Here is a 24423-nt window from a genome sequence, read left to right on the forward strand (position 1 = left end):
TTGGCGTTCAGGGTTCAGTCTGCAGGGTGCAGCGGACCGTTTTCAGGCGGCAGCATCAGGAATTCCAGCAGCGCCTTCTGCGCGTGGAGGCGGTTCTCGGCTTCGTCCCAGACGACGCTCTGCGACCCCTCGAGCACGGCGGCCTCCACCTCCTCGCCGCGGTGCGCGGGCAGGCAGTGCATGAACAGCGCCTCGGGGCCGGCGCACTCCATCAGCGACTCGGTCACGCAGAAGCCGCGGAAGGCCTCCTCGCGGGCGGCCTGCTCGCTCTCCTGGCCCATGCTCGCCCAGACATCGGTGGTCACCAGATCGGCCCCCTCGGCGGCGGCGTAGGCGTCGTCGAAGAGCTGCACCCGCTCGCCGCCGAGCGCCAGGATATCCGCTTCCGGGCGGTAGCCGGGCGGCGCGGCGATATGCAGGTCGAAGCTGAGCAGTCCGGCGGCCTCGATCCAACTGTGGCACATGTTGTTGCCGTCGCCGATCCACGCCACGCGCCGATCGGTGATCGGCCCGCGGTGCTCGGTGAAGGTCTGCAGGTCGGCGAGCAGCTGGCACGGGTGGCACAGATCCGAGAGGCCGTTGATCACCGGCGCGGCCGAGTACGCGGCGAAGCGCTCCAGCATATCGTGGCCGAAGGTGCGGATCATCACCGCATCGACCATGCGCGAGATCACCCGCGCCGTGTCCTCCACCGGCTCGCCGCGGCCGAGTTGGGTATCCCGCGGCGACAGGAACAGCGCGTGGCCGCCGAGCTGGGCCATGCCCGCCTCGAAGGAGACCCGCGTGCGGGTGGAAGACTTCTCGAAGACCATCCCCAGCACGCGGCCCTGCAGGGGCTGGTGCAGCTGCCCGGCGCGGTGCATGTCGCGCAGCTCCGTGGCCCGGCGCAGCAGCTGGTGGATCTCATCGGCGGAGCAGTCACGCAGGGTGAGGAAGTGGCGCATCAAAGACGCCCTCCGTGGTTCGGTTCAGGTCAGGCGCCGGCCAGGTGGCGGCGCACCAGGTCGGCGACGCCGTCGGCGAGCTGGCCGATCTCGTCGTCGTCCAGGATCAGCGGCGGCACCAGACGGACCACGTTGCCGGCGGTGACGTTGATCAGCAGCCCCGCGTCGAGGGCCCGGCGCGGCAGCGCACTGGCATCGCCGGCAAGCTCGATGCCGGTCATCAGGCCGCGACCGCGGATCTCGCGGACCCCCTCCACCCCGGCCAGCTTCTCGGACAGGCGGGCGCGCAGCGCCTCGCCGGCGCGCTCGGCCGCCGCCGGCACGTCCTCGCGCTCAAGGGTGTCGAGCACCGCCAGCGCCGCACGGGCGGCCAGCGGATTGCCACCGTAGGTGGTGCCGTGGCTGCCCGGGCCAAGGGTCCCGGCGCACCCGGCCGCGGCCAGGCAGGCGCCGATGGGCAGCCCGTTGCCCAGGGCCTTGGCCAGGATCAGCACATCCGGACGGATGCCGGCCTGCTCGAAGGCGAACAGCGTCCCGGTGCGCCCCATGCCCGTCTGCACTTCATCGAGCATCAGCAGCCAGCCGCGCTCGTCGCAGATCCGCCGCAGCCGCGCCAGGTAATCCGCCGGCGGGATCCGCACCCCGCCCTCGCCCTGGATCGGCTCCACCAGCACGGCACACACGGCGTCGTCGTCGATGGCCGCCACGGCGTCGGCGTCGCCGTAGGGCACGCGCCGGAACCCCTCGGGCAGCGGCGCGAAGCCCTCGTGGGCGGCGGGATTGCCGGTGGCCGCCAGCGCCCCCAGGGTCCGCCCGTGGAAGGCGCCGTCGGCGACCACGATCTGCGGTGCCCCCACCCCCAGCGCGGCCGCGTGGCGGCGGGCGAGCTTGATGGCCGCCTCGTTGGCCTCCGCGCCGGAGTTGCAGAAGAACGCCGCGCTCATCCCGGCGGCGGCGCACAGGCGCTCGGCCAGGCGCTCCTGCAGCGGCACCCGGTAGAGGTTCGAGGTGTGCACCAGGGTCTGCGCCTGCTCGGCCACCACACGGGCGATGGCCGGATGGCTGTGGCCCAGCCCGCAAACGGCGATGCCGGCCACCCCATCGAGGTAGGCGTGGCCCTGCTCGTCGTAGAGCCACGCCCCCTCACCCCGGGCGAAGGCAACGGGCAGGCGATTGTAGGTCGGGATCAGGGCTTCCATGGGCGGTCTCATACACGCGGCAACCGACTCCGGGAGCCGGGCAAAAACGCCTAAATTAACCGCCGGCTGAAACCGGCGCAAGCACCGCAACCCCTTGGATTCACGGTCCGGAGGTGTCGGGACCGCCGAGGGGACTTAGAAGCTCGATGGCCGACCGCAGTGCTCGTCCCAGCGGTTGACGATGGCGCAGAAGAGTTCGGCGGTCTTCTCGGCGTCGTAGATGGCCGAGTGGGCCTCCTTGGCGTCCCACTCGATCCCCGCCGCCTTCACCGCCTTGGCCAGCACCGTCTGCCCGTAGGCGAGCCCGCCCAGGGTGGCGGTATCGAAGCTCGAGAAGGGATGAAAGGGGTTGCGCTTGAAGTTGGTCCGCGTCACCGCGGCATTGAGGAAGGCCAGGTCGAAGAAGGCGTTGTGGCCGACCAGCACCGCCCGGTTGCAGCCGGTGTTGCGCAGCTCCTGGCGAACCGGGTTGAACACCTTGCCCAGGGCATCCCGCTCGGGCACCGCCATGCGCAGCGGATGCTCCGGGTCGATGCCGTTGAGCTCCAGCGCCTTGGGGTCGATGCGCGCGCCCTCGAACGGCTGGACGTGGCAGGTGTGCGTCTCCGCCGGATAGAGCCGGCCGCTCTGCTCATCGGCACGCAGGATCACCGCGGCGATCTGCAGCAGCGCATCGGTCTCCGCCTGCAGCCCGCCCGTCTCCACGTCCACCACCACCGGCAGGAAGGCCCGGAAGCGGGTACGCAGCGGCGGGATCTCGGTGCTCTGGATACGCCTTGGGTCGTCCGACGACGTCTGCGGGGCGTTGTGCTCGCTCATGGGGCTGCCGTAACTGGGTGAAGGTGCCGCATGCTACGGCGCCCCGTGCCCGCGAGCAAGCCGCCGCCGTCAGCCGCTGGCGCCGGCCCCGGCGGCCTCGACCATCTGCTGGAGCTCGCCGGAGTCGAACATCTCCATGATGATGTCACAGCCGCCGACCAGCTCCCCGTCGATGTAGAGCTGCGGGATGGTCGGCCAGTCGCCGTAGTCCTTGATGCCCTGACGGATGCGCTCATCCTGGAGCACGTCCACGTAGGCGAACTCCCGCCCGCAGCCGGCCAGCGCCTGGGCCGCCCGCTGCGAGAAGCCGCACATGGGCTGATCCGGGCTGCCCTTCATGTACAGCAGGATCGGGTTCTCCGTCACCTGACGGGCAATGGTCTGCTGAACCGTCTCGTCGCTCATGGTGTCTCCATCCTCTGCGGCAGGTCCGCGGCGCCGACCGAACTCGGCCACCGCCTGGCGGGCATCGTAAAACGGGTCCCGGGCAGGCTCATCCCACCCACCCTAGGGTTGGCGCAGGCGCCAGGTCAGGGTCTCGCCGGCGCGCAGCGGCACCACCGGCTCGTCGCCGCCGGGGTAGCTTTGCGGCACCTCCAGCGGGGCCCGCTCCAGGGTCACCGTCTCCTGGTTGACCGGCAATCCGTAGAAGGCCGGGCCGTTGCGCCCGGCAAAGTCCGCCAGCCGCTCCAGCGCCCCGGCCGCCTCGAAGGCCTCCGCGTAAAGCGACAGCGCGATGGGCGCGGTGTAGCAGCCGGCACAGCCGCAGGCCGACTCCTTCGCGCCCTGCGGATGGGGGGCGGAGTCGGTGCCCAGAAAGACCCGTGGATGCCCCGAGGTGGCCGCCTCGAGCAGCGCCTCGCGGTCGGCCTCGCGCTTGAGGATCGGCATGCAGTAGTAGTGCGGCTTGAGCCCGCCGACGAGCAGGTCATTGCGGTTGTAGAGCAGGTGCTGCGGCGTAAAGGTCCCGGCCAGGCGGGGATCGTCGCCGGTGACCAGCTCGGCGCCCTCGGCGGTGGTCACGTGCTCGAGGACCACCTTCAGCCGCGGGTGGCGATCGAGCAGAGGCTGCAGGACATCATCGATGAAGGCGGTCTCGCGCTCGAAGATATCCAGCTCCGGCCCGGTCCGCTCGCCGTGGATAAGCAGCGGCAGCCCGTGCTCCTCCATGGCCGCCAGGGCGTCGTAGCAGAGCAGCAGATCGGTAACGCCGGCATCGGAGTGCGTGGTGGCTCCGGCCGGGTAGAGCTTGACGGCGTGCACGAAGCCGCTGGCCGACGCCCGGGCGATCTCCTCGGGCAGGGTGTTGTCGGTGAGATAGAGCGTCATCAGCGGCTCGAAGGTCGCGCCCGCCGGCAGCGCACCGAGGATGCGCTGCCGATAGGCCGCCGCCTGCTCCACCGTGGTCACCGGCGGCTGCAGGTTGGGCATGATGATCGCGCGCGAGAAGACCGCCGCGGCCTGGGGGGCCACGGCCTGCATGAGGGCACCGTCACGCAGATGCAGGTGCCAGTCGTCGGGGCGGGGCAGCGTCAGGGTATCCATGCCGGGGAGTTTCCAAGGGCCGCCGGCCGGTTGCAAGGGGCCGCCCGGGGGTTTTGTGCCGCGCCAGCGCATGGTAAAGTGCGCAACTGATCGATGGGGCCGTAGCTCAGTTGGGAGAGCGCGACATTCGCATTGTCGAGGTCAGGGGTTCGACTCCCCTCGGCTCCACCATCCCTCCCCAAACTCCTATTCTCCTGCCTCGTACGGCATCTCCGGGAAAAGCCCTGGCATGAGCCGCGGCGCCAGCCGCACCGGAAAAGCGAGGTAGAGCGGTGCGCGGCTGCTTTTGGCCCGGTTCGCCGCGATCTTCTGCCGCCTTGATGGCCGCTTCCTTGTCCGCCTCTCCTTTGTCCATAAGACCCACATTATCAGCGTTTTAGAAAAACGACAGCATAGGATTGGCCGGTTTTCTGGCCGGTTTTCCGGCCGGTTCCTTGGGATGATGCAACCCGGGCGCTGTCGGCGGTCTTAACACCGCATCGCCGAAGCGGCTGCCCCCTCTATAAAAAACCTCTCTGATCAAATACCTGGCTCGATGGCACGGATTCTGCTTCGCGGTGTGTCCATCCTGAACCACCTGCCAGGAGAGACAACCGCATGGGAGCACCGACCCTCGCCCGCGCCGCCGCGGGTCTGCGCAGCGTCCTGAGCGTCACCCCCGGCACCCCCGCCCAACCCGTGCGCCCGAGCGCCGAGCCGCCGGGCTGGTCCCTGACCCGTGTCGAGGACTGGGCAACCATCGAGCGGCTGCTCACCGCCGACCACCCGCCGGTGGGGCTGATGCGGGTGGTCGCCGACAATATCGACGCCTGCCAGCGCTTTCTCGCCGGAGGCAGCGGCGTGGAGTGGATCGCCCTCTGCGATCCGCCCGACGGGCAGAGCCACGATGCGCTGGAAGACCTGCTGGCCACCGCCTTCTTCGACTTCCACACCCTCCCCGCGGACCCCGACCGGCTTGCGGCCGTTCTCGGCCACGCCGCCGGCATGGGGCAACTGCGCCGCCACACCCGGGCTCGTCAGGCGGAGCTGACCGCCGATACCGGCGGCATCCTCGGCGACAGCCCCGGCATCCAGGCTTTGCGCCGGGACCTGGCCAAGGTGGCGCGCTGCCCGGCCACGGTGCTCATCCACGGCGAGAGCGGCTCGGGCAAGGAGCTGGCCGCCCAGGCCATCCACCACGCCTCATCCCGTGCCGCCGGCCCCTTCGTGGCGGTCAACTGCGGCGCCATCCCAACCAATCTGGTCCAGTCGGAACTCTTCGGCCATGAGCGCGGCGCGTTCACCGGGGCACAGCAGCGCCGCTGCGGGCACCTGGAGCGGGCCCAGGGCGGCACCATCCTCCTCGATGAGGTCGGCGAGCTGACCCTGGAGCACCAGGTCAATCTGCTGCGTGTGCTCGAGGAGCGGGCAGTGACCCGGGTCGGGGGCACCGAGCGCGTGCCGCTGGACGTGCGCGTCGTCGCCGCCACCCACGTGGACCTGGCCGCCGCCGTGGAGGCCGGGCGTTTTCGCGAGGATCTTTACTACCGGCTCAACGTGCTGCGCATCGACATCCCGCCCCTGCGCGAACGGGGCGACGACATCGAGCGCCTGGCCCACGTCTTCCTGGAGCGCTTTCGCAGCGCCTACCTCAGCCCGGTGCGCGGCTTCACCGGCCCGGCGCTGGGGGCGCTGCGCCGGCACAGCTGGCCGGGCAACGTGCGCGAGCTGATCAACCGCATCCAGCGCGCCGTGGCCATGGGCCACCGCCCCCTGCTCACCCCCGGCGATCTTGGCCTGGAGGCCCGGCAGGGGCCGATCCGCCAGGTCGAGACCCTGGACGACGCCCGCGCTCGGGCGGAACGGGCGGCGATCCTCGGCGCCCTGGCCCGCTGCGAGCGCAATGTCTCACGGGCGGCCCGCGAGCTGGGCATCTCGCGGGTGACGCTCTATCGCATCATGCACCGCCTGGGGCTGCAGCCATGAGCCGGCGGCGGCGCTGGACCGGCGCCACCCTGGCCGCGCTGCTGGCCACCGCGCCGCTGCTGGCCATCGCCGACACCCCGGAGGCGGTGGGCGCCCCGCCCCCGCCCCAGGAGACCGCCGGCGGGCTGCAGCAACGCACCATCCTCTCGCCGCAGGGTTCGTTCACCGCGGAGCCTTCGCTGAGCTACTCGCAGTCCACCTCGACCCTGGTGGCGATCGACGGCGTCACCATCCTGCCGGCCATCGCCGTGGGACTGATCTCGGTGCGCCAGACCCAGCGCGAGAGCCTCACCGCCGCGCTGGGCCTGCGCTACGGGCTCACCGACCGGCTGGAGGTGGAGACACGCATCCCCTACGTCTACCGCGAGGAGCAGGTGCGCGAGCGCGAGGTGCTCCAGGCGAGCGATACCGCGGGTGTGGTCGAGTCCACCGGCTACGGCCTGGGCGACGTGGAGGCCTCCCTGCGCTATCAGCTCAGCAGCGGCCGCGGTGACGGGGTGATCTTCACCGGCGGCCTGCGGATGAAGAGCCGTACCGGCCGGGACCCGTTCGAGGTGGAGACCACCGAGATCCCGCTCGACGACAGCGACGGCGATGGACCCAACGTCTCCATCTACACCGAACAGCCCACCGGCAGCGGCTTCTACGCCGTCCAGCCCAGCCTCAACTGGGTCTACCCCTCCGAGCCGGCGGTGCTCTACGGCAGCCTGAGCTACCTCTACAACGTCCCCCGCACCGTCACCCTGCGCAGCGGCGATCGCGTACGCATCGAGCCGGGCAGCGCCATCGGGGTGAGCTTCGGCATGGGCCTGTCGCTCAACGACCACACCTCGCTGAGCCTCGGCTACGACCACACGACGGTGCAGCGCACGCGTACCGACGTGCAAAACCCCGATCCGGAGTTTGGCCGTTTCCAAGTGGGCTCGCTGCTGCTTGGCGCCTCGCACCGGCTCGGCCCGCGCAGCAGCCTGGGGCTTTCCGTGGGCGTAGGGGTGACCGAGCAGGCTCCGGATGTGCAGGTCACCCTGCGCCTGCCGGTGCGCTTCTAGGCAGCCCGGGGGCGGCGCTCAGCCGCCCCCGTAGCCGCCGCCACCGGGGGTCTCGATGACGATCCGATCCCCCGCGGCGAGCTCCCGGGTGGCGGTACCCGGAAGCTCCTCGACGCCGCCGTCGCTGCGCTCGATGGCATTGCGCCCGCACGCCGCATCCCCGCCCCCGGCCAGCCCGAAGGGCGGCACCCGGCGCCGGTTCATCAGCGTGACCACCGTCATCGGCTCGAGGAAGCACAGCCGCCGGATCACCCCCGCCCCGCCGGGATACGCCCCGGCACCGCCGCTGCCGTGGCGGATGGCAAAACACTCGACGCGCACCGGGTAGCGCCACTCCAGCACCTCCGGGTCGGTCAGGCGCGAGTTGGTCATGTGCGTATGCACCGCCGAGCTGCCGGCGAACCCCGGCCCGGCCCCGGCACCGCCGCAAAGGGTCTCGTAGTACTGGTGGCGCTGGTTGCCGAAGGTCAGGTTGTTCATGGTGCCCTGGCTGGCGGCCATCGCCCCCAGCGCCCCGTAGAGGGCATCGGTGACGGCCTGGGAGGTCTCCACGTTGCCGGCGACCACGGCCGCCGGATGGCGCGGGTTGAGCATCGAGCCCTCCGGCACGGCGATCTCCAGCGGCTGCAGGCAGCCGTCGTTGAGCGGGATGTCGTCATCGACCAGCGTGCGGAAGACGTAGAGCGTCGCCGCCCGGGTGATGGCCAGCGGCGCATTGAAATTGCTTGGCAGCTGCTCCGATGTCCCGGCGAAGTCGATGCGCACCCGGCGGGCGGCGTGATCCGGGCGCACCGCCACGCGGATCCGAGCCCCGCTGTCCATCTCGACGGTGAAATCACCGTCGCTGAGCCCATCGATGACCCGGCGCACGTGCTCGGCGGCGTTCTCCTGGACGAACCCCATGTAGGCCTGGACCACCGGCAGGCCGAACTGCTCGACCATGCGCCGCAGTTCGGCCACGCCCTTCTCGTTGGCGGCGATCTGCGCCTTCAGATCGGCGATGTTCTGCGCCACGTTGCGCGCCGGATACGGCCCGGCGCCCATCGCCGCGGTGAACGCCTCCTCCAGAAAGCGCCCCTCGGCGACCACCTGCAGGTCGTTGATGAGCACCCCCTCCTCGCTCACGCAGGTGGAGTCCGCCGGCATCGACCCCGGCGTGCGGCCGCCCACATCGGCGTGGTGGCCGCGGCTGGCGCAGAAAAAGAGCAGCTCCTCGCCATCCTCGGAGAAGACCGGCGTCACCGCCGTGAGATCCGGCAGGTGCGTGCCGCCGTGGTACGGGTCGTTGAGCAGATAGCAATCCCCGGGACGCATGCTCGCGCCACGGGCGCGCAGGATGGCGCGCACCGACTCCGACATCGAGCCGAGGTGGACCGGGATGTGCGGCGCGTTGGCCACCAGGTTCGCCTCGGCGTCGAAGAGCGCGCAGGAGAAGTCGAGCCGCTCCTTGATGTTCACCGACTGCGCCGTGCCGGCAAGCGTCGTACCCATCTGCTCGGCGACGGAGCGGAACAGGTTGTTGAACACCTCCAGCAGCACCGGATCGGGGCGGCGGGTGTCGACCTGCGGCGCCTGCGCCAGCGTCCCGCCCCCCACGGTCACCGCGCGGCGCAGGATCAGGTGATCGCAGGCGGTGACCTCGCCCTGCCAGCCGGCATCGATCACCGTGGTGGCATTCTCCTCTTGGAGGATCGCCGGCCCCGGGATGCGCATCCCCGGCACCAGGTCGGCGCGGGCGTAGACCGGCTGCTCGGTGATCCGCTGGCCGTCCCAGGCCTGCACCCGGGCCAGTGGCTGCGGCGGGTCCGCCGGTGACGGCGCCTCATCCTCCGGGGCCTCCACGGCCGCCGCGCGGTGGATCGCCTCGACGCTGAGCGCCTCGATCACCCGCGGGCGGTCTTCCAGGACGAAGCCAAACCGCTGCCGGTGCGCGCGGGCGAAGGCCTCGTCCAGGGCGGCCACATCCGCACCACCGGGGACCACCAGCGCGGTGTCGGTGCCGGCGTAGCGCACATGGGCCTGCACGTACACCATCGCCGCATCGGCGGCCAGCCCCTGCTCGGCCAGCTCGGCCCGCGCCTCGGCGGTGAGCTCGTCGATGACGCGCTCAAGCAGCGGCGCGCTGGCCGGCTCCAGCGGCGCCTCCACGCTGCGCTGGGCCATGGCGGTGATATCGGCCAGGCCCATGCCGTAGGCCGAGAGCACCCCCGCCAGCGGGTGGATGAACACGGTGCGGATGCCCAGGCAGTCGGCCACGGCGCAGGCGTGCTGACCGCCGGCACCGCCAAAGCAGTTGAGGGCGTAGCGGGTCACGTCGTGGCCGCGCTGCACGGAGATCCGCTTGATCGCCTGCGCCATGTTCTCCACGGCGATGCGCCGAAAGCCGGCGGCCACCTCCACCGGGTCGCGGGCGTCACCCGTCTCGGCGCGGATCCGCTCGGCAAGCTCGGCAAAGCCCTGGCGGACCCGGTCGGCATCCAGCGGCTGATCGGCGTCGGGGCCGAATAGGTGCGGGAAGAACGCCGGCCGGATGAGGCCGAGCAGGACGTTGCAGTCGGTGACCGTCAGCGGGCCGCCCCGGCGATAGGCCGCCGGTCCCGGATCGGCGCCGGCGGAGTCGGGCCCGACCCGGTACTTCATACCGTCGAAGTGGCAGATGGAACCGCCGCCGGCGGCGACGGTGTGGATCTGCATCATCGGCGCGCGGATGCGGTTGCCGGCGATCTCGGTCTCGAAGGTGCGCTCATAGGCGCCGTCGTAGTGGGCTACGTCGGTGGACGTCCCGCCCATGTCGAAGCTGATCAGCCGCTCGAACCCGGCCATCGCCGCCGTGCGCACCGCCCCGACGATGCCGCCGGCCGGACCCGAGAGGATGGCGTCCTTGCCCTGAAAGTGCGCGGCACTGGTCAATCCGCCGTTGGACTGCATGAACAGCAGCGGCACATCGCCCAACTCCGCGGCCAGGCGGTCGACGTAGCGGCGCAGCACCGGCGAGAGGTAGGCATCCACCACGGCGGTATCGCCGCGGCCGACGATCTTCATCACGGCGGCGGCCTGCGCACTGGTCGAGACCTGGGTAAAGCCCACCTCGCGGGCGATGCGCGCCACCGCCTGCTCGTGCCCGGCATCCCGCCAGGCGTGCATGAGCACCACCGCCAGCGCCCGGTAGCCGGCGGCGTGGGCGGCGGCCAGGCGCTCGCGCACGCAGGCCTCATCCAGGGGGCGGACCACCGCGCCGTCGGCACCCAGGCGCTCGGGGACCTCCAGGACCTCCGAGTAAAGCATCTGCGGCAGGCGCACCCGGCGGTCGAAGAGATCCGGGCGGTGCTGATAGCCGATGCGCAGCTGATCGGCGAACCCCTCGGTGATGGCGAGCACGGTGGGCTCGCCGCGGTGCTCGAGCAGGGCGTTGGTCGCCACCGTGGTGCCCATGCGCACCGACTCGATCCGCTGGGCCGGGATCGGGGCGTCGGCGGGAAGACCGAGGATGGCGCGGATCCCGTGGAGGGCCGCATCGCTGTACTGCTCCGGGTTCTCGGATAGGAACTTGCGGGCGATCAGACGCCCATCGGGGGCGCGGGCGATGACATCGGTGAAGGTCCCGCCCCGGTCGATCCAGAACTGCCAGCGCTCTCCCGCCGCATGGCCGTCCGTCATGGCCCACTCCCGCGTCCGAACACGACCGGGCATCTTCGCATAGAGCGCGGACGGGAGGCATCCGCGGGGCAGCGGACGGGGTGCAGGGCGCCGCCAGGCAATCGGCGAACGTGGCGCCCCGGGCAGGATTCGAACCTGCGACCTATCGCTTAGGAGGCGATTGCTCTATCCGACTGAGCTACCGGGGCCGGAGCCCAACTTGTACGCATCCGCCCGCCACTGGTCAACCGGCACGGCGGTGGCGCAGCAAGAGGTTGCGCAGCCGATACAGCAGAAACGCGATCGCGGCGATGGCCAGCAGCAGTGTGACCACGCTGCCGTAGGTACCGAGATACGCCTCCAGCCGGGCCCAATTGGAGCCGGTGGCGTAACCAGCGGCCAGGAGCACCCCGTTCCATAGCGTGGTGCCGAGCAGCGTCAGCAGCAGGAACGGCGCCAGCCCCATGGGCAAGAGCCCGGCCGGGATCGAGACCAGGCTGCGCACAGTGGGCACGAAACGCCCGAAGAGCACGATCCACGCCCCGTGGCGGCGGAAGATCGCGGTGGTCACCTCCAGATCGCGCTCCTGGATCAGGTACCACCGGCTGCCGCGCCGCACGCCGGCCCGGACCCGTTCCCCGCCGATGGCGCGCACTACCAGATAGATCAGCGTCGAGCCCAGGGTCGCCCCAGCGCTGGCAGCAACCAGGGCGGTCAGCGGATCGAGTTCCGCCCGGTAGACGGCGTAGCCGAGGAACGGCATCACCGCCTCGGGCGCCAGCACGATCATCACCGCGAAGATCCCCACCCAGCCCAGCAGCTCCACGGCCTCGACGATCAACTCCGGCATGCACCCTGCCTCCTCTGCGGTTGGACCCCCGACGCCCGGAGACGCGGGCCGATGCACAGCCTAACAGCCCGGCCCGGGTACCACCCGGGCAACCCCTGTAAGGGCGGGGCAACACCAACAGCATCCACGGCAAAGCGCCGCACTGCGCGGCCTCGGCACCGCCACCCTCGCCAAGCGTTACACCGGCGCAGCACTCGACCCCGCACGACCACTCAGTCGCCGCGTCCGACCAACGCCCCATCCCCTTTTTAAACAACATCTTAGGCACCTCGCGCGAAGTTGGCCCGGCAATTGCTTACATCAGGGTGCGGCGCCGCACGTCCCCCCAGGCGGCGCCTCCGCGGAGGCCCGGCCCCGACGGCCGGGCCCCGCGTTAACCACCAACGACCGAGAAGAGGGAACGACATGATCAAGCAGACGACGCTCGCCAGCACCCTGGTCCTGGCCATGGCCCTGAGCGGCAACGCGTGGGCCAACCCGCAAAACACCGTCGAAGGCGAGGAGAACGAGGTCAGCGCCTCCGTCAACGCCGACGCTGAGGGCAGCAGCGCCGCCGCCAGCGAGCAGTCTTCGGCCAACGTCAACAACAGCTCCCAAGAAGGGTCCTACAACACGGACAAGACCTACAGCTCGGAGCGGACTTACAACAAGGATGACAACTCCGACAACAGCCTGACCGACTCCCAGAACAGCTCGAGCAGCTCCGAGATGACCTGGAACAAGGACGACAACTCCGACCAAAGCACCAACGTGGCCGACTCGTACAACAGCGACAAGAACTACAGCTCGGAGCGCACCTACAACAAGGATGATAACTCCGACAACAGCACCAACCTGACCGACTCCCAGAACAGCTCGAGCAGCTCCGAGATGTCCTGGAACAAGGACGACAACTCCGACCGCAGCACCAACGTGGCCGACTCGCACAACGACAACTCGGACCGCAGCGACAACTCGGACCGCAGCTCGAGCGTGGCCGATTCGCACAACAGCGAGAAGAACTACAGCTCGGAGTTCACGTACAACAAGGATGACAATTCGGACAACAGCGTCGCGGATTCACACAACTCGGAGAAGAACTACAGCTCCGAGCGGACCTACAACAAGGACGACAACTCCGATAACAGCTCCAGCATCGCAGACTCGTACAACGACAACTCGGACCGCAGTGACAACTCGGATCGGAGCCTGACCGACTCCCAGAACGACAACTCCGATCGCAGCACGAGCGTTGCGGACTCCAACAACTCGGATAGCAGCATCAACGACTCGTTCAACAAGGACTCCAGCGATCACTCGGACAACAGCATCGCCGACTCGTACAACAGCGACGATAGCGACAACTCCGACAACAGCACCGCTGATTCCCACAACACCATGGACTCGCACAACACGATGAAGGACTCGCAGAACGAGATCACCGACTCGTTCAATCACTTCCTCGACATGGAAATGACCGTGGCCAGCTCCGAGCTGCGCGGCACGGTCAGCGGCAACACCCTGCGCATCGGCGGTGACGACGACGCCTGGCTGCACGTCAACAACCGCATGGCGGAAGGCTCGGTCTCCGGCAACGCGGGCATCACCCAAGTCTCGCAGAACGGTGGTGTCGGCAGCCTGATCCAGCAGAACGTCACCATGCAGGGCAACGTGCGCATCAACCCGGCTCAGTAAGGACACGACCGGCAACAAAAAGCCGGAACCGGGGCGGGTCCCACCCGCCCCGACCTCCCGGCAAGGACGTTTCGGCAAGGACAGGTCCGCCCGGCAGCGCCGGGCGGACCGCATCGGGAGCATCCTTCATGAACGAGATCAAGCAACGGCGTAGCGGGCGGACCAAAGTCTGGGCACCGGCGCTCACCCTCGGCGCAGCGCTGGCGGCCCTGCCTGGGCTCGCGGCGGCCGACGCCCTCGCCTTCGAACAACTGCTCGGCACGCCGGTGGCCGCCGCGGCACTGGACGAGCACCGCGGCATGGCGGACACCTTCCGTTACCAGACCAGCACCATCTCGGAACAGGGCACGGTCCTCGGCAACGTCGTGGAATCAAGCCCCAGCGGCATGAACATCATTCAGGACGGCGCCCTGCGCGACAATCACGGGCTGACCACGATCATCCAGAACTCCGGTCACCACGTGATCATCCAGGAAGCCACCAACATCAACGTGACGGTCACCCCATGAGCCGCCGCGCCACGGCACTGGCCACCCTCGGCGCCCTGGCCTGCCTGGCCCTGGCCGCGCCGGCCCCGGCCCACGCGGCGGGGCTGCCGATCCAGCAGCTCGGCGGCGGCCACCACGTCCAGGTGGAGAGCCTGCAGTCGGTGCGCTTCCGCGGCGTGGTCCGCCAGGCCCTGGACTACAGCTGCGGCTCGGCGGCGGTGGCCACCCTGCTCAGCTACCACTACGACCACGAAAAGGGCGAGCCCGAGGTCTTCGCCGGCATGTTCGCGGCGGCGGATCAGGATCTGGTGCGCACCGAGGGCTTCTCGATGCTCGACATGCAGCGCTACCTGGCCGAGCTGGGCTACCGCGCCGACGGCTTCAACCTCACCCTGGCGCAGGTGGCCGAGCTACGCATCCCCTGCATCGTGCTCATCGATACCGGCGGCTACCTGCACTTCGTGGTGATCAAAGGCATCCGCGACGGCCAAGTGCTGGTCGGCGACCCGGCCATGGGCCTGCGCACCTACAGCGCCCAGACCTTCGAGCAGCTGCGCCGCGGCCCGCTGCTGATCATCCGCGACCGCCACGACCTCGCCCAGTTGAGTTTCAACCCGGACCGCGCCTGGGCTGTACAGACCCGCCTGCCCTTCGAGCACGCCCGCGAGCACCAGGGGCTGAGCGACTTCACCGGCAACCTACGCCGCCCAGGAGCGTGGTGATGGTCATGGCCGCACGCCTCGTTCACCGCACCGGCTGGGCCCTGGGCCTGGCGCTGGGCCTCGCCCTGATCAGCCCCGTTACGGCCGGCGAACCGCCCCACGACCCGTGGGAGGGCCTGGCGCGGGTCCCCTCGGCCGAGTTGGAGCAGTGGCGCGGCGGCTGGACCAACAGCGACGGCGTCCTGGTGCGCTTCGGCTTCGAGCAAGCCGTGGCGGTCAACGGTGAGACCCGCGGTAGCATCGGACTGGACCCGATCACCCTGCGCCTCGGCGACCGCGCCGGCGCCCGCCGCGCCGCCCAGGAGATGGCGGAGGCCTTCCGGTTCACGACCACCGACGGCGTGCAGCTGCACATGGGCGATCAGGGAATGGCCCTGGTGCTCCAGAACAGCCTCGACAGCCAGCTGATCCAGGTCCTTCAGGACCTGGACGTCCAGCTCGAGGGGATCCCGGTGGAGCGCCTCGGCCGGCTGGGCGAGCTGATGCAGACGCAGATGCTGGAGGGTCTGCGCTAAGGCGCACGCGCGAGGGCCGGCTCAAGCGTGCTTGAGTGGGCGCCAACGCTTTCGACGGTCGCCTTCCGGGTTATACGCTATGATAACTAACATTGCGTATAACTGAGTGCTCAATGGAAACCAAACCCCTCTCCCTGACCGCCCGGACGCTCTTCGCCGAGCTCCGCGAGCAAGCGGTGACCATCGGCGTTGCCAGCGATCGCGACAGCCGCCCCGGTACGGTGGTACGCAAATCAGTCAAGGGGAGCACGTACTTCTATTATCAGTACCGCGACCTAGACGGCCGTACCCGCCAGACCTACATCGGCCCCGACAACGAGCAGACCGCCGCCCTGCTCACCGGCCTCGAACGCACCACGCGCGATGAAGCAGAAGATCGCGAACACCTCCAGAAGCTGCGTGCCGCCTTCGTCGCCGCCGGCGGGAGCACCATCGACAATGCGCCGATGAGGGTGATCACCGCCTTCGCCGAGGCAGGCATCTTTCGGCCCGGAAGCGGCTACGGCGTCCTGGTCGGCACCCTAGCCTTCCACGCCTACGCGAATCTCCTCGGCGTCACCTGGGCCAGCCCCACGCGCACCCAGGACATCGATGTCGCCGGCCCTTCCCGGATCGACTTGGCCATACGCCGGCCCGAAAAGCCCATGCCGGATATCCTTCAACAACTGGCAATGGGCTTCATCCCCGTGCCGGCGCTGGACCCCCGAACCCCTTCCACCTCCTACCGCATCCGGGGCCGTGAGCTGCGTGTTGACCTGCTTACCCCCGAAACTGGAGCAGCCAAGGAGGGCACCCAGTTCGTCCCCGCGCTCAACGCGCCGGCCCAACCCCTGCGCTTCCTCGACTACCTGCTCGAAGAGACCCTGCCCGTCCCCCTGGTCGGCAAGAAAACGCTTGCTCTCGTCAACCTACCCCTGCCGGAGCGCTTCGCCCTACACAAACTCCTGGTATCCGAGAGCCGCACCAGCGCCTTCGCCACCAAAACCGCCAAAGACCGAGAGCAGGCCTTCCAGCTGCTCGACGTCTTGGAAGAAGAGGCCCCCGACAGCCTCGAACTCGCCACCGAAGATCTCCGCCAGCGAGGCCCCGGCTGGCGTCAGCGCCTTGATCGAGCCCTCGCCCGCCGATGATGCTCGTAAGAGCCAGAGCCTCCCTGCTCGATTAGGGAGACAGGCAGACCCGGGAGGCCACCCGCCAGGCGCTTGGGGAACTGGATGGCGACTTCGAGAAAGTCCCCGGCCTGCACGTCCACCGGATACCACACTAAGCCCGGCGGACAGGCAGCAGTGCGCACTGCGCGTTAACATGGCGCCATGCAGTTGCAGACGGTCTTTGCGGAGCCCCTCTGAGGCCTGGGGAATGCGACTAACCCAAGAGCAAATCATGGCCATTCATCGTGCTGTCGAGCAAATGACCGGCGGCACAGCACGCGTGCACCTCTTCGGATCGCGGGTTTTCGATGACGCGCGGGGCGGCGACGTCGATCTGCTCGTTACCCTCCCCGAGCCGGTCGACGATGCGACCTGGCTAGCGGCCCGGCTTGAAGCACAGATCAGCCGCGCGCTGGAAGGCCGATCGGTGGATGTCATCCTGAAGGCCCCGAACCTTGAGGTGAGCGCCATCCACCGGATTGCTGAGGAGCAAGGAGTCGAGCTTTGAACCACGAGCAGGCAGAAGAGGCGCGCCTTCAGTTTCTGACCCGGATCGCTGAACGCGAGCGCAGGCACCTGCTCGCAACCGATCAGCGGCTGTTCGAGGCACCATTCACGACGGAGCGAGCGCGCGCCTTGGAGGATCACCCGCAAGAGGCTGAGCGGGTTGACGCCTTTGTGGCGCGCTTCGGCCGGCTCCAGGACACACTTGGTGACAAGCTGATCCCGGCGCTGCTGCGCGCGCTCGGCGAGCGCGTAGGTCCTGCCCTCGATAACTTGGATCGTGCCGAACGGTTCGGCTGGATTCCTTCCAGCGACGACTGGTTCGCGGTCCGCAAACTGCGCAACCAGATGGTGCATGAGTACATCGAGGACCCGGCGGTCCTTGCCGATGCCCTTCAGCGAGGGCACGCGTACGTGCCGGTGCTGGCACAGGTGACGGACAGCCTGATTGCGATCACAAAAGAGCGGGGTTGGGCGTAACCCGGGCCGTCCGCGACCCCGGGAGCTAAGATCCAGAGCCTCCCTGCTCGATTTCGGTGCTAAAATGGATACTAAATCAAGTACCCGAGGTCGTACTGATGGAGAACGTCATTTCCGCACAAGAGATCAAGCGCCGTGGCATCAGCGCGGTGGATCAGGCATTGAAGAACGGGCCGGTGCACGTCATCCAGCGCAACCGGCCCCGCTACGTGATCCTGAGCGAGGAGTCTTACCAGCGCTTGTCGGAGGGTACCCAGGCCCGGCAAAGGCTATGGGATCGCCTGCTAGGGGATGACGAGGCATACGGCGCAGCGCGCAACCGTGCGGAGCTGGACCGTGAGCTGCAATCAGAGCGCGAAGGCTGGCGCGATTAATGCGTGTTTTTCTGGACGCCAGCGCCATCATCTATCTGCTGGAGGGAGACAGGCAGACCCGGGACGCCACCCGGCAGGTGCTTGGGGGACTGGAACGCGGCTCTGACGAACCGCCGGTGCTGATGGCCTCAGCCTTGAGCCGGCTGGAGTGCCGGGTGCGCCCGCTGCGAGAATCCGACACGCAGGCATTGGAGCGACTGGATGGCTTCCTCGACGACCCGGGGCTCTCGGTGATAGCGCTGGACACCGCCGTGCTGGACAGGGCTACGGAGCTGCGCGCCCAATACAGGCTGCGCACACCCGATGCGATCCAGGCAGCTTGCCTGCTTACGGTGGACCCGAGGGGCGCGTTCGTCACGGGGGATGGCGACTTCGAGAAAGTCCCCGGCCTGCACGTCCACCGGATACCACACTAAGCCCGGCGGACAGGCAGCCATGCGCACTGCGCGTTAACATGACGTCATGACGCAAGATCGCACCGAGGCCATCCAGCAGGCCGTCCAGCCCGTCCTGGCAGCCTTCCCGGACGTGCAGGCCGCCTTCCTATTCGGGTCCCACGCGACGGGGCACGCTCGGGCAGACAGTGACGTCGACCTGGGCCTCGCCGGGCCGCCGGAGCGCCTCGAGGCACAACGCCTGGACCTGCTGACGGAGCTGACCCGGGCCGGCCTTGAGCGCATAGACCTGGTCCTCCTGGAACGTGCCGATCCGGCCCTGCAGTTCGAGGCCGTCCGCCACAACTGCCTAATCTACGCGCGGCCCGACTTCCAGCGCGGGATCTATTTCTCGCGCATCGCCCGCGAATACTGGGACCTTGAGCCGTATCTGCGCGTCCAGCGCGCCGCCCTGAAACGGAGGCTCCGCCGTGGTGCAAGCCGAGATCATCCGCCGGCGCCTTGACGCGCTGACCGACCTCCAGCATCACCTGGACGACCTGCGGGCGCTTCAGGCGGTCTTTGCGGAGTTCCTCTGAGGTCCGGAGAACGCGGTTGCCCCCTCGCCCCACCTGTGGTTCCATAAATGCTCACAACCTGAACATCCCTCGCCGGACGGGCCTTCCTCAGGCGTCACCGTCCCGGCGGTAGCGTGCCCGAACGCTCTACCCCCTCTGCACGAGCCAGCCGAAGCCCATGGAGACCACTGACCTTACGGGGAAGTTGCGTGGGCAGCTTGAGAGGGAGCGTGGCCTCATAGCCTGCGCCTATCTCTACGGCAGTCGCGCGACCGGGCAAGCTCGGGACGATAGCGATGTCGACCTCGCCGTCCTCTTCCGCGATCCACAGCAGCCTTCGCTGGTCTGCCCCGCCGCCCGCTTGGCTCAGAGACTGGAGCAAGCCATCAGACGCCCGATTGACCTGATTGACGTCGAGCAGGCGCCGGTCGACCTGGTGCACCGCATCCTGCGCGATGGCATCCTGTTGCTCGATGCCATCCCGGAACGACGGATCGCTTTCGAGGTCGATGCGCGGAATCGCTACTTCGACCTGCTGCCTTACCTGCAGGAATACCGACGGAGTTCTGCCGCGTGACCGATCACCCCCTGCTCGACAAGAAACTAGCTTTTATCGAGAGCCGGGTCCAGGAGCTTCGGGAACTCGCCCAGCCCGAGCTGGTCGGCCATGACCTTCGAGAGACGCGCTTTGTCGAGCACACGTTGCAGCTGGCCATCCAGGCAGCGCTAGACGCAGCCTCCCAGGTAGTCTCCGCGAAACGGCTGGGAGAACCGGAGACCAACCGCGCTCTCTTTGAGCACCTCGGCCGCTACGGCATCATCGAGCCCGACTTGGTCGAGCCCCTGGCGGCAATGGCTGGCTTCCGCAATGTGCTGGTTCACGGCTACCAAGAGGTCGATGCGCGGATCGTCCGGGATGTCGTGGAGAACCACCTGGATGACCTGCTGGCATTCGTCGAGGCGCTTCGAGGCCAGCTCCTCTGACCCCCCTCGCGGGCTCCTGGGCTTCCAACCAGGCCTGCATGTCTGCGGTACGCGGCTGCCGGGTCAGCGCCGCGACGCATGGACTCGGTGACCGGCGGTTGCCCCCTCGCCCCACCTGTGGTTCCATGAGCGCTCATAACCTGAACATCCCTCGCCGGACGGGCCTTTCTGAGGCGTCACCGTCCCGGTGGTAGCGTGCTCAAACGCCCTACCCCCGGCCCCCTACGCCCCTCACGGAAACGCCACCGCATGGATTCCGAAGAGCTCCGTCTGTCCGAGGCGAAGCCAGGGGGTCTCCAGCGAACGAGCAAGCGGTCAAGCCCATCCTGGGCATGCATGAACCTGTGCCGTACAATATCGTTGTCATTGCCATACACCCCGAGAGGGGGGGGGGATGCCCGCATGGAACAGGAAACCACCAAGGTGACGGTGCGCCTGCCCAAACAGGATGTGGAGTTCGCGAAGGCCTATGCCAAGGCCCACGGCATGAGCGTTACCGAGGTCATTGATCGCCATCTGCGTCGCCTTCGCGCGCTGGAGGGGCATGTGCCAAGTGCCGAGCTGGAGGCCATTACCGGCCTGATCCCCCCTGATGTGGATCCTGTGAAGGTTTATCACGACCACCTGCACCACAAACACCAATCGTGATCATGCTCGACCTGAACGTCCTGCTGGACGTTCTGCAAAAGCGAGAGCGACACTATCGCGTCTCGGCGGCTGTACTAGAACAGGTGCTGCGTGGTGATAAAGAGGGTGCAATCAGCGCACATGCGGCAACCACGGTGTACTACCTCGTTGCACGGTATGCGGATCGCACCTCGGCCGATCAGGCATTGAGCTGGCTGCTCCAGCATTTGCACGTATGCGCAGTGGGACGCGTCGAGCTCGAACGAGCTCAATCCCTCGGTTGGGCGGATTTCGAAGATGCTGTGGTAGCGGCCACTGCGGAGCGCGCGGGTTGCACCTCCGTTATTACGCGCAACGTCAAGGATTTCGCCGGATCCCCCGTAACCGTGCTGACACCGCAGGAATTCCTCCTGCGTTAAGGGCGGTTCTCCGGCCGGCTAAGGTCCTCCATCGCCGAGAGGGTCGACTCCAACAGGTCTGGACACGGTAGGTGAACGGTCATCCAGGGCGCAGCGAAGCGCCCGCGGTGTCGAGCTGGTGCTTACCACCGGCCGTCTCACCGTCGCCCGAGCCGCTCGACCCACAGTGGATGATAGAAACACCTGATGAGCCAGGAGACCCCCGACTACGACCAGGACTTCAAGAACCTCATCGTCGACTACCCCCGTGAGGCGATCGCCTTTTTCGCCAGCCAGGAGGCGGTACGCCTCGATGAATCCGTGCGCGTGCTCCCCATCCGTCAGGAACAGCTCAAGGAGCGGCTGCGTCACCACTACCGGGCCCTCGACACCCCACTGCAAATCGAATGGCCGAACGGCGAGCGCGAGGTGCTGGCCTTCGCCTTCGAGGAGGAGACCCAGACCGAACGCTTCGACATCCACCGGCTGATCCATTACTGCACGGACCTCTCGCAGATGCTCGGCACAACCCGGATCGTGCCGGTGGTCATCTTCCTCTCCGCACGCCCGGTGCCCACACGGCTGGAACTTGCCGGGGATCAGCACACGTACCTGAGCTTCCAGTACCTCTACTGGCAGGCCGGAGCCGAGCCGTACCGGCAGCATCGAGACAGCCCCAACATCGTCGCCCGCCTGTGCCTGCCGCTGATGCACTGGGAAGGCACCGACGAGAAGCTCGAGGCCCGCGCCAGCGCGCTGCAGGGGCTCGAGACCCTGGAGCCGGACCCGAAAAAGCGGCTTAAGTATGCGGATTTCGTCGATAACTACGCGCAGCTCGATGACAATGAGCAGGAACTGTTCAGGCAGCGCTACCCCGAGGAGGAAGCCATCATGACCGGGATCGTAAGCCGCTCAAGACAAGAGGGTCGGCAGGAAGGTCTGCAAGAGGGCCGGCAAGAGGGTCGGCAAGAGGGTCGACTAGAAGGCGAGGCCAAGATGCTCGCACGAATGCTGGAAAGGCGGTTCGGCCCGCTGAACGATCAGCAACTCGAACGTATCCGCTCGGCCGACGAGCAGACCCTGTGGGCTTGGTCCGACCGCGTCTTCCAGGCCGACAGCGTCGATGAGGTCTTGGACAGCCAGAGCTGAGGCTCGACCCATCGCGCTGAACGCACTCGGTGACCGGCGGTTGCCCCCTCGCTGCACCTGTGATTTCATGACCGCTCACAACCTGAACATCCCTCCCCGGACGGGCCTTCCTCAGGCGTCACCGTCCTGGCGGTAGCGTGCCCGAACGCCCCACCCCGGCTCCCTACGCCCCTCACGGGAACGCCAGCGCATGGATTCCGAAGAGCTCCACCTGCAGGTCCTGCGCCTGCTCGATCACAACCCCAACCTCAGCCAGCGCCAGATCGCCCGCGAGCTCGGCTTGTCCGTCGGCAAGACGAACTACGCCGTCCGCGCCGTGATCAGCCGTGGCTGGGTGAAGGCGCAGAACTTCTCCAGCGCGCCGGACAAGCGCCGCTACCTCTACCGGCTCACCCCCGCCGGGGTCAGCGAGAAGGCACAGCTGGCCTACCGCCACCTGCAGCGCAAGCGCGCCGAACACCAGCGCCTGATGGCGGAGATCGAGGCCCTACGCGCCGAGGTCGAGGAGGCCACGGGAGAGTCGGAGCCGGCGGAGCGTCCGGCGGGACCGCAGGGCTGAAATGCTCAACACTGCCAGTGACGGTGCTATAGTAGAGGGTGGTATTCACAAACGGCTTCACATTACCGGGCTAGGCACTCTATGAGCGAGCTTCACCGAATCACTTTCGATCCGGAACTATGCGGTGGGCGCCCATGCATTCGCGGCATGCGTGTGCGAGTGACGGATATCCTCGACCTCCTGGCAGCCGGGGCAAGCCGTGACGAAATCCTCAAGGACTACCCGTATCTGGAGATGGAGGACATTACCGCGGCTCTCCAATTTGCCGCGCGTCGCGCCGACCACCCCGTTATGCACGTCGCTTGACTTCCTCCTCGCCCTAAAGGACGAGGCTCCCCGCGCTTTCATGGGTAAATGAAATTCCTGGTTGATGCTCAACTCCCGCCGGCGCTAGCTCGCTGGCTTGCGTGCCAAGGCGTGTCGGCTGAGCACGTGTCTGATGTCGGTCTGCTGGCCGCCTCTGACGCGATGATTTGGGAGCACGCGGCTCAATCGGGTGCTGTCATCGTCACCAAAGATGAAGACTTTGCTCTTTGGCGTTCTGTGAGTGTCTCAAGACACCCAACTGTTGTATGGCTGCGAGTCGGAAATACACGCAAGGCAGAATTGCTTCAATGGTTCGAGCCGCTACTACCGCGGATAATGGCGGCTATTGAGCGAGGTGAGACGTTGATCGAAATTGACTGAGTTGCACGGGAATATTCGCCGAAATCTGCAATACCCCTTCTAAATCAACAAGTTAGGAAGATCGCGGGTTTGCAGCAATCGCCTCTTCGCTTGCAGTTTTCGTCTCACCTGCGGAATCCTGCAAGGGTCGATCGGAAGCCGCCCCGGGCTAAAGCGCACATCCCCCGCCGCGGAAGATTGCAAGCTCCGCTTGCAATCTTCCGCGGCTCACGCTGCCGGACAACCGGCCAAGCACGCAAGCCCCGCAGCTAAGAGCGACTGCCGGGCCGCCCGCCCCAGGCGCGGGCGAGGACATCCGAGTGAATCGGGCCGAGGCTGTGTCCGTAGTAGAGCAGCAGGGTGCCCGGGTCGCGGTGGCCGACCAGCTTGGCCAAGGCGAGCCACGCCTCGCCGCCGAGCCCTTCGGTGCTCGCCAGCGCCTCAGGCTGGCGCAGCGCCGGCAGCCGATCCAGGGCGGTATCGGAAAACATCCACGCATCGCGCTCGAGCAGCTGATCCCGAAAATCCCGGTACTGCGCCGCGTGCCAGCGCAGCAGCAGCCAGGAGACCATGCTGTGGCGAAGCAAATGGAAGTCCACCCCCTCGCCCAGGATCGGGCGCACCCAAGTTCATCAGTTCATTCGGTGAATCTGGGCGATTTCTGACAACAGCCCATTGATTTCCCAACGATCAGCACGCCGTCAGGCCCGAGAGGCTGTTGTGTCACGCCTGATAGCTCGGAATTAATTGCGGAATGACTGGAACCGCCCTATAGTCGTGTCATGTACACGCGCATCAGCCGATCCGGTGGCCGGCAGTACCTGCAGCTCGTCGAGGGATACCGCGACGAGCAGGGCAAGGTTAAGCAACGGGTCGTCGCCAATCTTGGCCGCCTCGACCAACTCTCGGAGAAGAGTCTCGATCCTCTGATCCGCGGGCTGCAGCGCGCCATCGGCCGCCCGGAGTCCGTCCCGGACGAGCCAGAGTTCGAAACCGCTCGGGCCTTCGGCGATCTTTGGGCGTTGCACCAGCTTTGGCACGAACTTGGACTCGATGACGCGATTCGAAAGGCCCTTCGCTCATCGCGGCGCAGCTTTGATGCCGAGGCGCTGGTGCGGGCGATGGTGTTCAATCGGCTCAGCGCGCCGTCGAGCAAACTGAGCATGCTCGACT

General features: G+C 67.7%; 28 protein-coding genes, 2 tRNA genes and 1 pseudogene. 22 read left to right on the forward strand and 9 right to left on the reverse strand.

From position 1 onward, the window contains the following. Positions 1-14 precede the first annotated feature (14 nt). From argF to pyrC, 5 genes are all read right to left on the reverse strand, one after another. Entirely contained in the window at positions 15-944 is a 930-nt protein-coding gene (gene argF / locus CCR79_RS04080) for an ornithine carbamoyltransferase (protein WP_201169052.1), read from the reverse strand. Positions 945-973: 29 nt separating this feature from the next. Beyond that, entirely contained in the window at positions 974-2143 is a 1170-nt protein-coding gene (locus CCR79_RS04085) for an aspartate aminotransferase family protein (RefSeq protein WP_201169055.1), read from the reverse strand. Positions 2144-2278: 135 nt separating this feature from the next. Continuing rightward, positions 2279-2962, reverse strand: a complete 684-nt coding sequence (gene rnt, locus CCR79_RS04090) for a ribonuclease T (RefSeq protein ID WP_201242796.1) — start codon at positions 2960-2962, stop codon at positions 2279-2281. 69 nt (positions 2963-3031) lie between these two features. Continuing rightward, positions 3032-3367, reverse strand: a complete 336-nt coding sequence (gene grxD / locus CCR79_RS04095; RefSeq protein ID WP_201169058.1) for a Grx4 family monothiol glutaredoxin — start codon at positions 3365-3367, stop codon at positions 3032-3034. A gap of 102 nt (positions 3368-3469) precedes the next feature. Further along, a complete protein-coding gene (gene pyrC, locus CCR79_RS04100) occupies positions 3470-4507 on the reverse strand; it encodes a dihydroorotase (protein ID WP_201169060.1) in 1038 nt (345 codons plus the stop codon). 95 nt (positions 4508-4602) lie between these two features. Between pyrC and CCR79_RS04105 the strand changes: the two genes are divergently transcribed. The 3 genes from CCR79_RS04105 to CCR79_RS04115 all read left to right on the forward strand — a co-directional run bounded on the left by CCR79_RS04105 (position 4603) and on the right by CCR79_RS04115 (position 7521). Beyond that, a tRNA-Ala gene (locus tag CCR79_RS04105) sits at positions 4603-4678 on the forward strand. A 426-nt stretch (positions 4679-5104) separates the two neighbouring features. Beyond that, complete coding sequence (locus CCR79_RS04110) at positions 5105-6472, forward strand: sigma-54 dependent transcriptional regulator (RefSeq protein ID WP_201169062.1); 1368 nt, start codon at positions 5105-5107, stop codon at positions 6470-6472. Beyond that, the gene (locus CCR79_RS04115) at positions 6469-7521 is read left to right on the forward strand and encodes a hypothetical protein (RefSeq protein ID WP_201169063.1); all 1053 of its coding nucleotides are present in this window, start codon (positions 6469-6471) and stop codon (positions 7519-7521) included. Before CCR79_RS04110 ends, CCR79_RS04115 begins: the two co-directional genes overlap by 4 nt. A gap of 18 nt (positions 7522-7539) precedes the next feature. Here the strand turns inward: CCR79_RS04115 and CCR79_RS04120 are convergent, their stop codons facing one another. The 3 genes from CCR79_RS04120 to CCR79_RS04130 form a co-directional block, all read right to left on the reverse strand. After that, positions 7540-11178 (reverse strand): hydantoinase B/oxoprolinase family protein, encoded by a 3639-nt coding sequence (locus tag CCR79_RS04120; protein WP_201169064.1) that lies wholly within the window; start codon positions 11176-11178, stop codon positions 7540-7542. Positions 11179-11289: 111 nt separating this feature from the next. Continuing rightward, positions 11290-11366: transfer RNA gene (locus tag CCR79_RS04125), tRNA-Arg, on the reverse strand. A 35-nt stretch (positions 11367-11401) separates the two neighbouring features. Then, complete coding sequence (locus CCR79_RS04130) at positions 11402-12007, reverse strand: DedA family protein (RefSeq protein ID WP_201169065.1); 606 nt, start codon at positions 12005-12007, stop codon at positions 11402-11404. A 405-nt stretch (positions 12008-12412) separates the two neighbouring features. On the opposite strand from CCR79_RS04130, the gene CCR79_RS04135 reads away from it, so the two are divergent. The 18 genes from CCR79_RS04135 to CCR79_RS04220 all read left to right on the forward strand — a co-directional run bounded on the left by CCR79_RS04135 (position 12413) and on the right by CCR79_RS04220 (position 23271). Beyond that, positions 12413-13681 (forward strand): hypothetical protein, encoded by a 1269-nt coding sequence (locus CCR79_RS04135; RefSeq protein ID WP_201169067.1) that lies wholly within the window; start codon positions 12413-12415, stop codon positions 13679-13681. A 128-nt stretch (positions 13682-13809) separates the two neighbouring features. Next, positions 13810-14190 (forward strand): hypothetical protein, encoded by a 381-nt coding sequence (locus CCR79_RS04140; RefSeq protein ID WP_201169069.1) that lies wholly within the window; start codon positions 13810-13812, stop codon positions 14188-14190. After that, positions 14187-14891, forward strand: coding sequence for a C39 family peptidase (locus CCR79_RS04145; protein ID WP_201169070.1), 705 nt, complete (start codon positions 14187-14189; stop codon positions 14889-14891). The genes CCR79_RS04140 and CCR79_RS04145 overlap by 4 nt, the downstream gene beginning before the upstream one ends. Next, positions 14891-15406 carry a hypothetical protein gene (locus tag CCR79_RS04150; protein WP_201169071.1) on the forward strand — a complete coding sequence of 172 codons (516 nt, stop codon included), beginning with the start codon at positions 14891-14893 and terminating at the stop codon, positions 15404-15406. The genes CCR79_RS04145 and CCR79_RS04150 overlap by 1 nt, the downstream gene beginning before the upstream one ends. Positions 15407-15519: 113 nt before the next feature. Further along, positions 15520-16536 (forward strand): GSU2403 family nucleotidyltransferase fold protein, encoded by a 1017-nt coding sequence (locus CCR79_RS04155; protein ID WP_201169073.1) that lies wholly within the window; start codon positions 15520-15522, stop codon positions 16534-16536. Between the two features lie 229 nt (positions 16537-16765). Beyond that, a complete protein-coding gene (locus CCR79_RS04160) occupies positions 16766-17065 on the forward strand; it encodes a nucleotidyltransferase domain-containing protein (protein WP_201169075.1) in 300 nt (99 codons plus the stop codon). Next, positions 17062-17541, forward strand: coding sequence for a hypothetical protein (locus CCR79_RS04165; protein WP_201169077.1), 480 nt, complete (start codon positions 17062-17064; stop codon positions 17539-17541). Before CCR79_RS04160 ends, CCR79_RS04165 begins: the two co-directional genes overlap by 4 nt. Positions 17542-17639: 98 nt before the next feature. Further along, positions 17640-17915 (forward strand): type II toxin-antitoxin system Phd/YefM family antitoxin, encoded by a 276-nt coding sequence (locus CCR79_RS04170; protein WP_201169079.1) that lies wholly within the window; start codon positions 17640-17642, stop codon positions 17913-17915. Further along, positions 17915-18331 (forward strand): type II toxin-antitoxin system VapC family toxin, encoded by a 417-nt coding sequence (locus CCR79_RS04175; protein WP_201169082.1) that lies wholly within the window; start codon positions 17915-17917, stop codon positions 18329-18331. Before CCR79_RS04170 ends, CCR79_RS04175 begins: the two co-directional genes overlap by 1 nt. 46 nt (positions 18332-18377) lie before the next feature. Next, on the forward strand, positions 18378-18815 hold the full coding sequence (gene mntA / locus CCR79_RS04180) for a type VII toxin-antitoxin system MntA family adenylyltransferase antitoxin (protein WP_201169085.1): 438 nt from the start codon (positions 18378-18380) through the stop codon (positions 18813-18815). Positions 18816-19045: 230 nt separating this feature from the next. Continuing rightward, positions 19046-19444 carry a type VII toxin-antitoxin system MntA family adenylyltransferase antitoxin gene (gene mntA, locus CCR79_RS04185; RefSeq protein ID WP_201169088.1) on the forward strand — a complete coding sequence of 133 codons (399 nt, stop codon included), beginning with the start codon at positions 19046-19048 and terminating at the stop codon, positions 19442-19444. Further along, complete coding sequence (gene hepT, locus CCR79_RS04190) at positions 19441-19851, forward strand: type VII toxin-antitoxin system HepT family RNase toxin (RefSeq protein ID WP_238635738.1); 411 nt, start codon at positions 19441-19443, stop codon at positions 19849-19851. The genes mntA (CCR79_RS04185) and hepT overlap by 4 nt, the downstream gene beginning before the upstream one ends. Positions 19852-20253: 402 nt before the next feature. Next, complete coding sequence (locus CCR79_RS04195) at positions 20254-20499, forward strand: DUF6364 family protein (protein ID WP_201169090.1); 246 nt, start codon at positions 20254-20256, stop codon at positions 20497-20499. Continuing rightward, positions 20496-20897: a PIN domain-containing protein gene (locus CCR79_RS04200; protein WP_201169093.1), complete on the forward strand. Its 402-nt coding sequence runs from the start codon at positions 20496-20498 to the stop codon at positions 20895-20897. The genes CCR79_RS04195 and CCR79_RS04200 overlap by 4 nt, the downstream gene beginning before the upstream one ends. A 186-nt stretch (positions 20898-21083) precedes the next feature. Then, on the forward strand, positions 21084-22025 hold the full coding sequence (locus CCR79_RS04205; RefSeq protein ID WP_201169095.1) for a DUF4351 domain-containing protein: 942 nt from the start codon (positions 21084-21086) through the stop codon (positions 22023-22025). A 190-nt stretch (positions 22026-22215) separates the two neighbouring features. Further along, a complete protein-coding gene (locus tag CCR79_RS04210; RefSeq protein WP_201169097.1) occupies positions 22216-22584 on the forward strand; it encodes a MarR family EPS-associated transcriptional regulator in 369 nt (122 codons plus the stop codon). Between the two features lie 81 nt (positions 22585-22665). After that, positions 22666-22890 carry a DUF433 domain-containing protein gene (locus tag CCR79_RS04215; protein WP_201169098.1) on the forward strand — a complete coding sequence of 75 codons (225 nt, stop codon included), beginning with the start codon at positions 22666-22668 and terminating at the stop codon, positions 22888-22890. Between the two features lie 48 nt (positions 22891-22938). After that, complete coding sequence (locus CCR79_RS04220; RefSeq protein ID WP_201169099.1) at positions 22939-23271, forward strand: DUF5615 family PIN-like protein; 333 nt, start codon at positions 22939-22941, stop codon at positions 23269-23271. A 248-nt stretch (positions 23272-23519) separates the two neighbouring features. Here CCR79_RS04220 and CCR79_RS04225 read toward each other — a convergent pair whose 3' ends face one another. Beyond that, positions 23520-23873, reverse strand: a complete 354-nt coding sequence (locus CCR79_RS04225) for a hypothetical protein (RefSeq protein ID WP_201169100.1) — start codon at positions 23871-23873, stop codon at positions 23520-23522. Positions 23874-24032: 159 nt separating this feature from the next. Between CCR79_RS04225 and CCR79_RS04230 the strand changes: the two are divergent. Beyond that, positions 24033-24423 (forward strand): annotated as a pseudogene (locus CCR79_RS04230) (IS1634 family transposase); the annotation flags it as partial.

This window comes from Halorhodospira halophila (genome assembly GCF_016653405.1).
Classification (GTDB): Bacteria; Pseudomonadota; Gammaproteobacteria; order Nitrococcales; family Halorhodospiraceae; genus Halorhodospira; species Halorhodospira halophila_A.

Coding starts and splice junctions, on each gene's coding strand:
- argF (WP_201169052.1), bottom strand. CDS start 944: ATGCGCCACTTCCTCACCCTGCGTGACTGCTCCGCCGATGAGATCCAC.
- CCR79_RS04085 (WP_201169055.1), bottom strand. CDS start 2,143: ATGGAAGCCCTGATCCCGACCTACAATCGCCTGCCCGTTGCCTTCGCC.
- rnt (WP_201242796.1), bottom strand. CDS start 2,962: ATGAGCGAGCACAACGCCCCGCAGACGTCGTCGGACGACCCAAGGCGT.
- grxD (WP_201169058.1), bottom strand. CDS start 3,367: ATGAGCGACGAGACGGTTCAGCAGACCATTGCCCGTCAGGTGACGGAG.
- pyrC (WP_201169060.1), bottom strand. CDS start 4,507: ATGGATACCCTGACGCTGCCCCGCCCCGACGACTGGCACCTGCATCTG.
- CCR79_RS04110 (WP_201169062.1), top strand. CDS start 5,105: ATGGGAGCACCGACCCTCGCCCGCGCCGCCGCGGGTCTGCGCAGCGTC.
- CCR79_RS04115 (WP_201169063.1), top strand. CDS start 6,469: ATGAGCCGGCGGCGGCGCTGGACCGGCGCCACCCTGGCCGCGCTGCTG.
- CCR79_RS04120 (WP_201169064.1), bottom strand. CDS start 11,178: ATGACGGACGGCCATGCGGCGGGAGAGCGCTGGCAGTTCTGGATCGAC.
- CCR79_RS04130 (WP_201169065.1), bottom strand. CDS start 12,007: ATGCCGGAGTTGATCGTCGAGGCCGTGGAGCTGCTGGGCTGGGTGGGG.
- CCR79_RS04135 (WP_201169067.1), top strand. CDS start 12,413: ATGATCAAGCAGACGACGCTCGCCAGCACCCTGGTCCTGGCCATGGCC.
- CCR79_RS04140 (WP_201169069.1), top strand. CDS start 13,810: ATGAACGAGATCAAGCAACGGCGTAGCGGGCGGACCAAAGTCTGGGCA.
- CCR79_RS04145 (WP_201169070.1), top strand. CDS start 14,187: ATGAGCCGCCGCGCCACGGCACTGGCCACCCTCGGCGCCCTGGCCTGC.
- CCR79_RS04150 (WP_201169071.1), top strand. CDS start 14,891: ATGGTCATGGCCGCACGCCTCGTTCACCGCACCGGCTGGGCCCTGGGC.
- CCR79_RS04155 (WP_201169073.1), top strand. CDS start 15,520: ATGGAAACCAAACCCCTCTCCCTGACCGCCCGGACGCTCTTCGCCGAG.
- CCR79_RS04160 (WP_201169075.1), top strand. CDS start 16,766: ATGCGACTAACCCAAGAGCAAATCATGGCCATTCATCGTGCTGTCGAG.
- CCR79_RS04170 (WP_201169079.1), top strand. CDS start 17,640: ATGGAGAACGTCATTTCCGCACAAGAGATCAAGCGCCGTGGCATCAGC.
- CCR79_RS04175 (WP_201169082.1), top strand. CDS start 17,915: ATGCGTGTTTTTCTGGACGCCAGCGCCATCATCTATCTGCTGGAGGGA.
- mntA (WP_201169085.1), top strand. CDS start 18,378: ATGACGCAAGATCGCACCGAGGCCATCCAGCAGGCCGTCCAGCCCGTC.
- mntA (WP_201169088.1), top strand. CDS start 19,046: ATGGAGACCACTGACCTTACGGGGAAGTTGCGTGGGCAGCTTGAGAGG.
- CCR79_RS04195 (WP_201169090.1), top strand. CDS start 20,254: ATGGAACAGGAAACCACCAAGGTGACGGTGCGCCTGCCCAAACAGGAT.
- CCR79_RS04205 (WP_201169095.1), top strand. CDS start 21,084: ATGAGCCAGGAGACCCCCGACTACGACCAGGACTTCAAGAACCTCATC.
- CCR79_RS04210 (WP_201169097.1), top strand. CDS start 22,216: ATGGATTCCGAAGAGCTCCACCTGCAGGTCCTGCGCCTGCTCGATCAC.
- CCR79_RS04215 (WP_201169098.1), top strand. CDS start 22,666: ATGAGCGAGCTTCACCGAATCACTTTCGATCCGGAACTATGCGGTGGG.
- CCR79_RS04220 (WP_201169099.1), top strand. CDS start 22,939: ATGAAATTCCTGGTTGATGCTCAACTCCCGCCGGCGCTAGCTCGCTGG.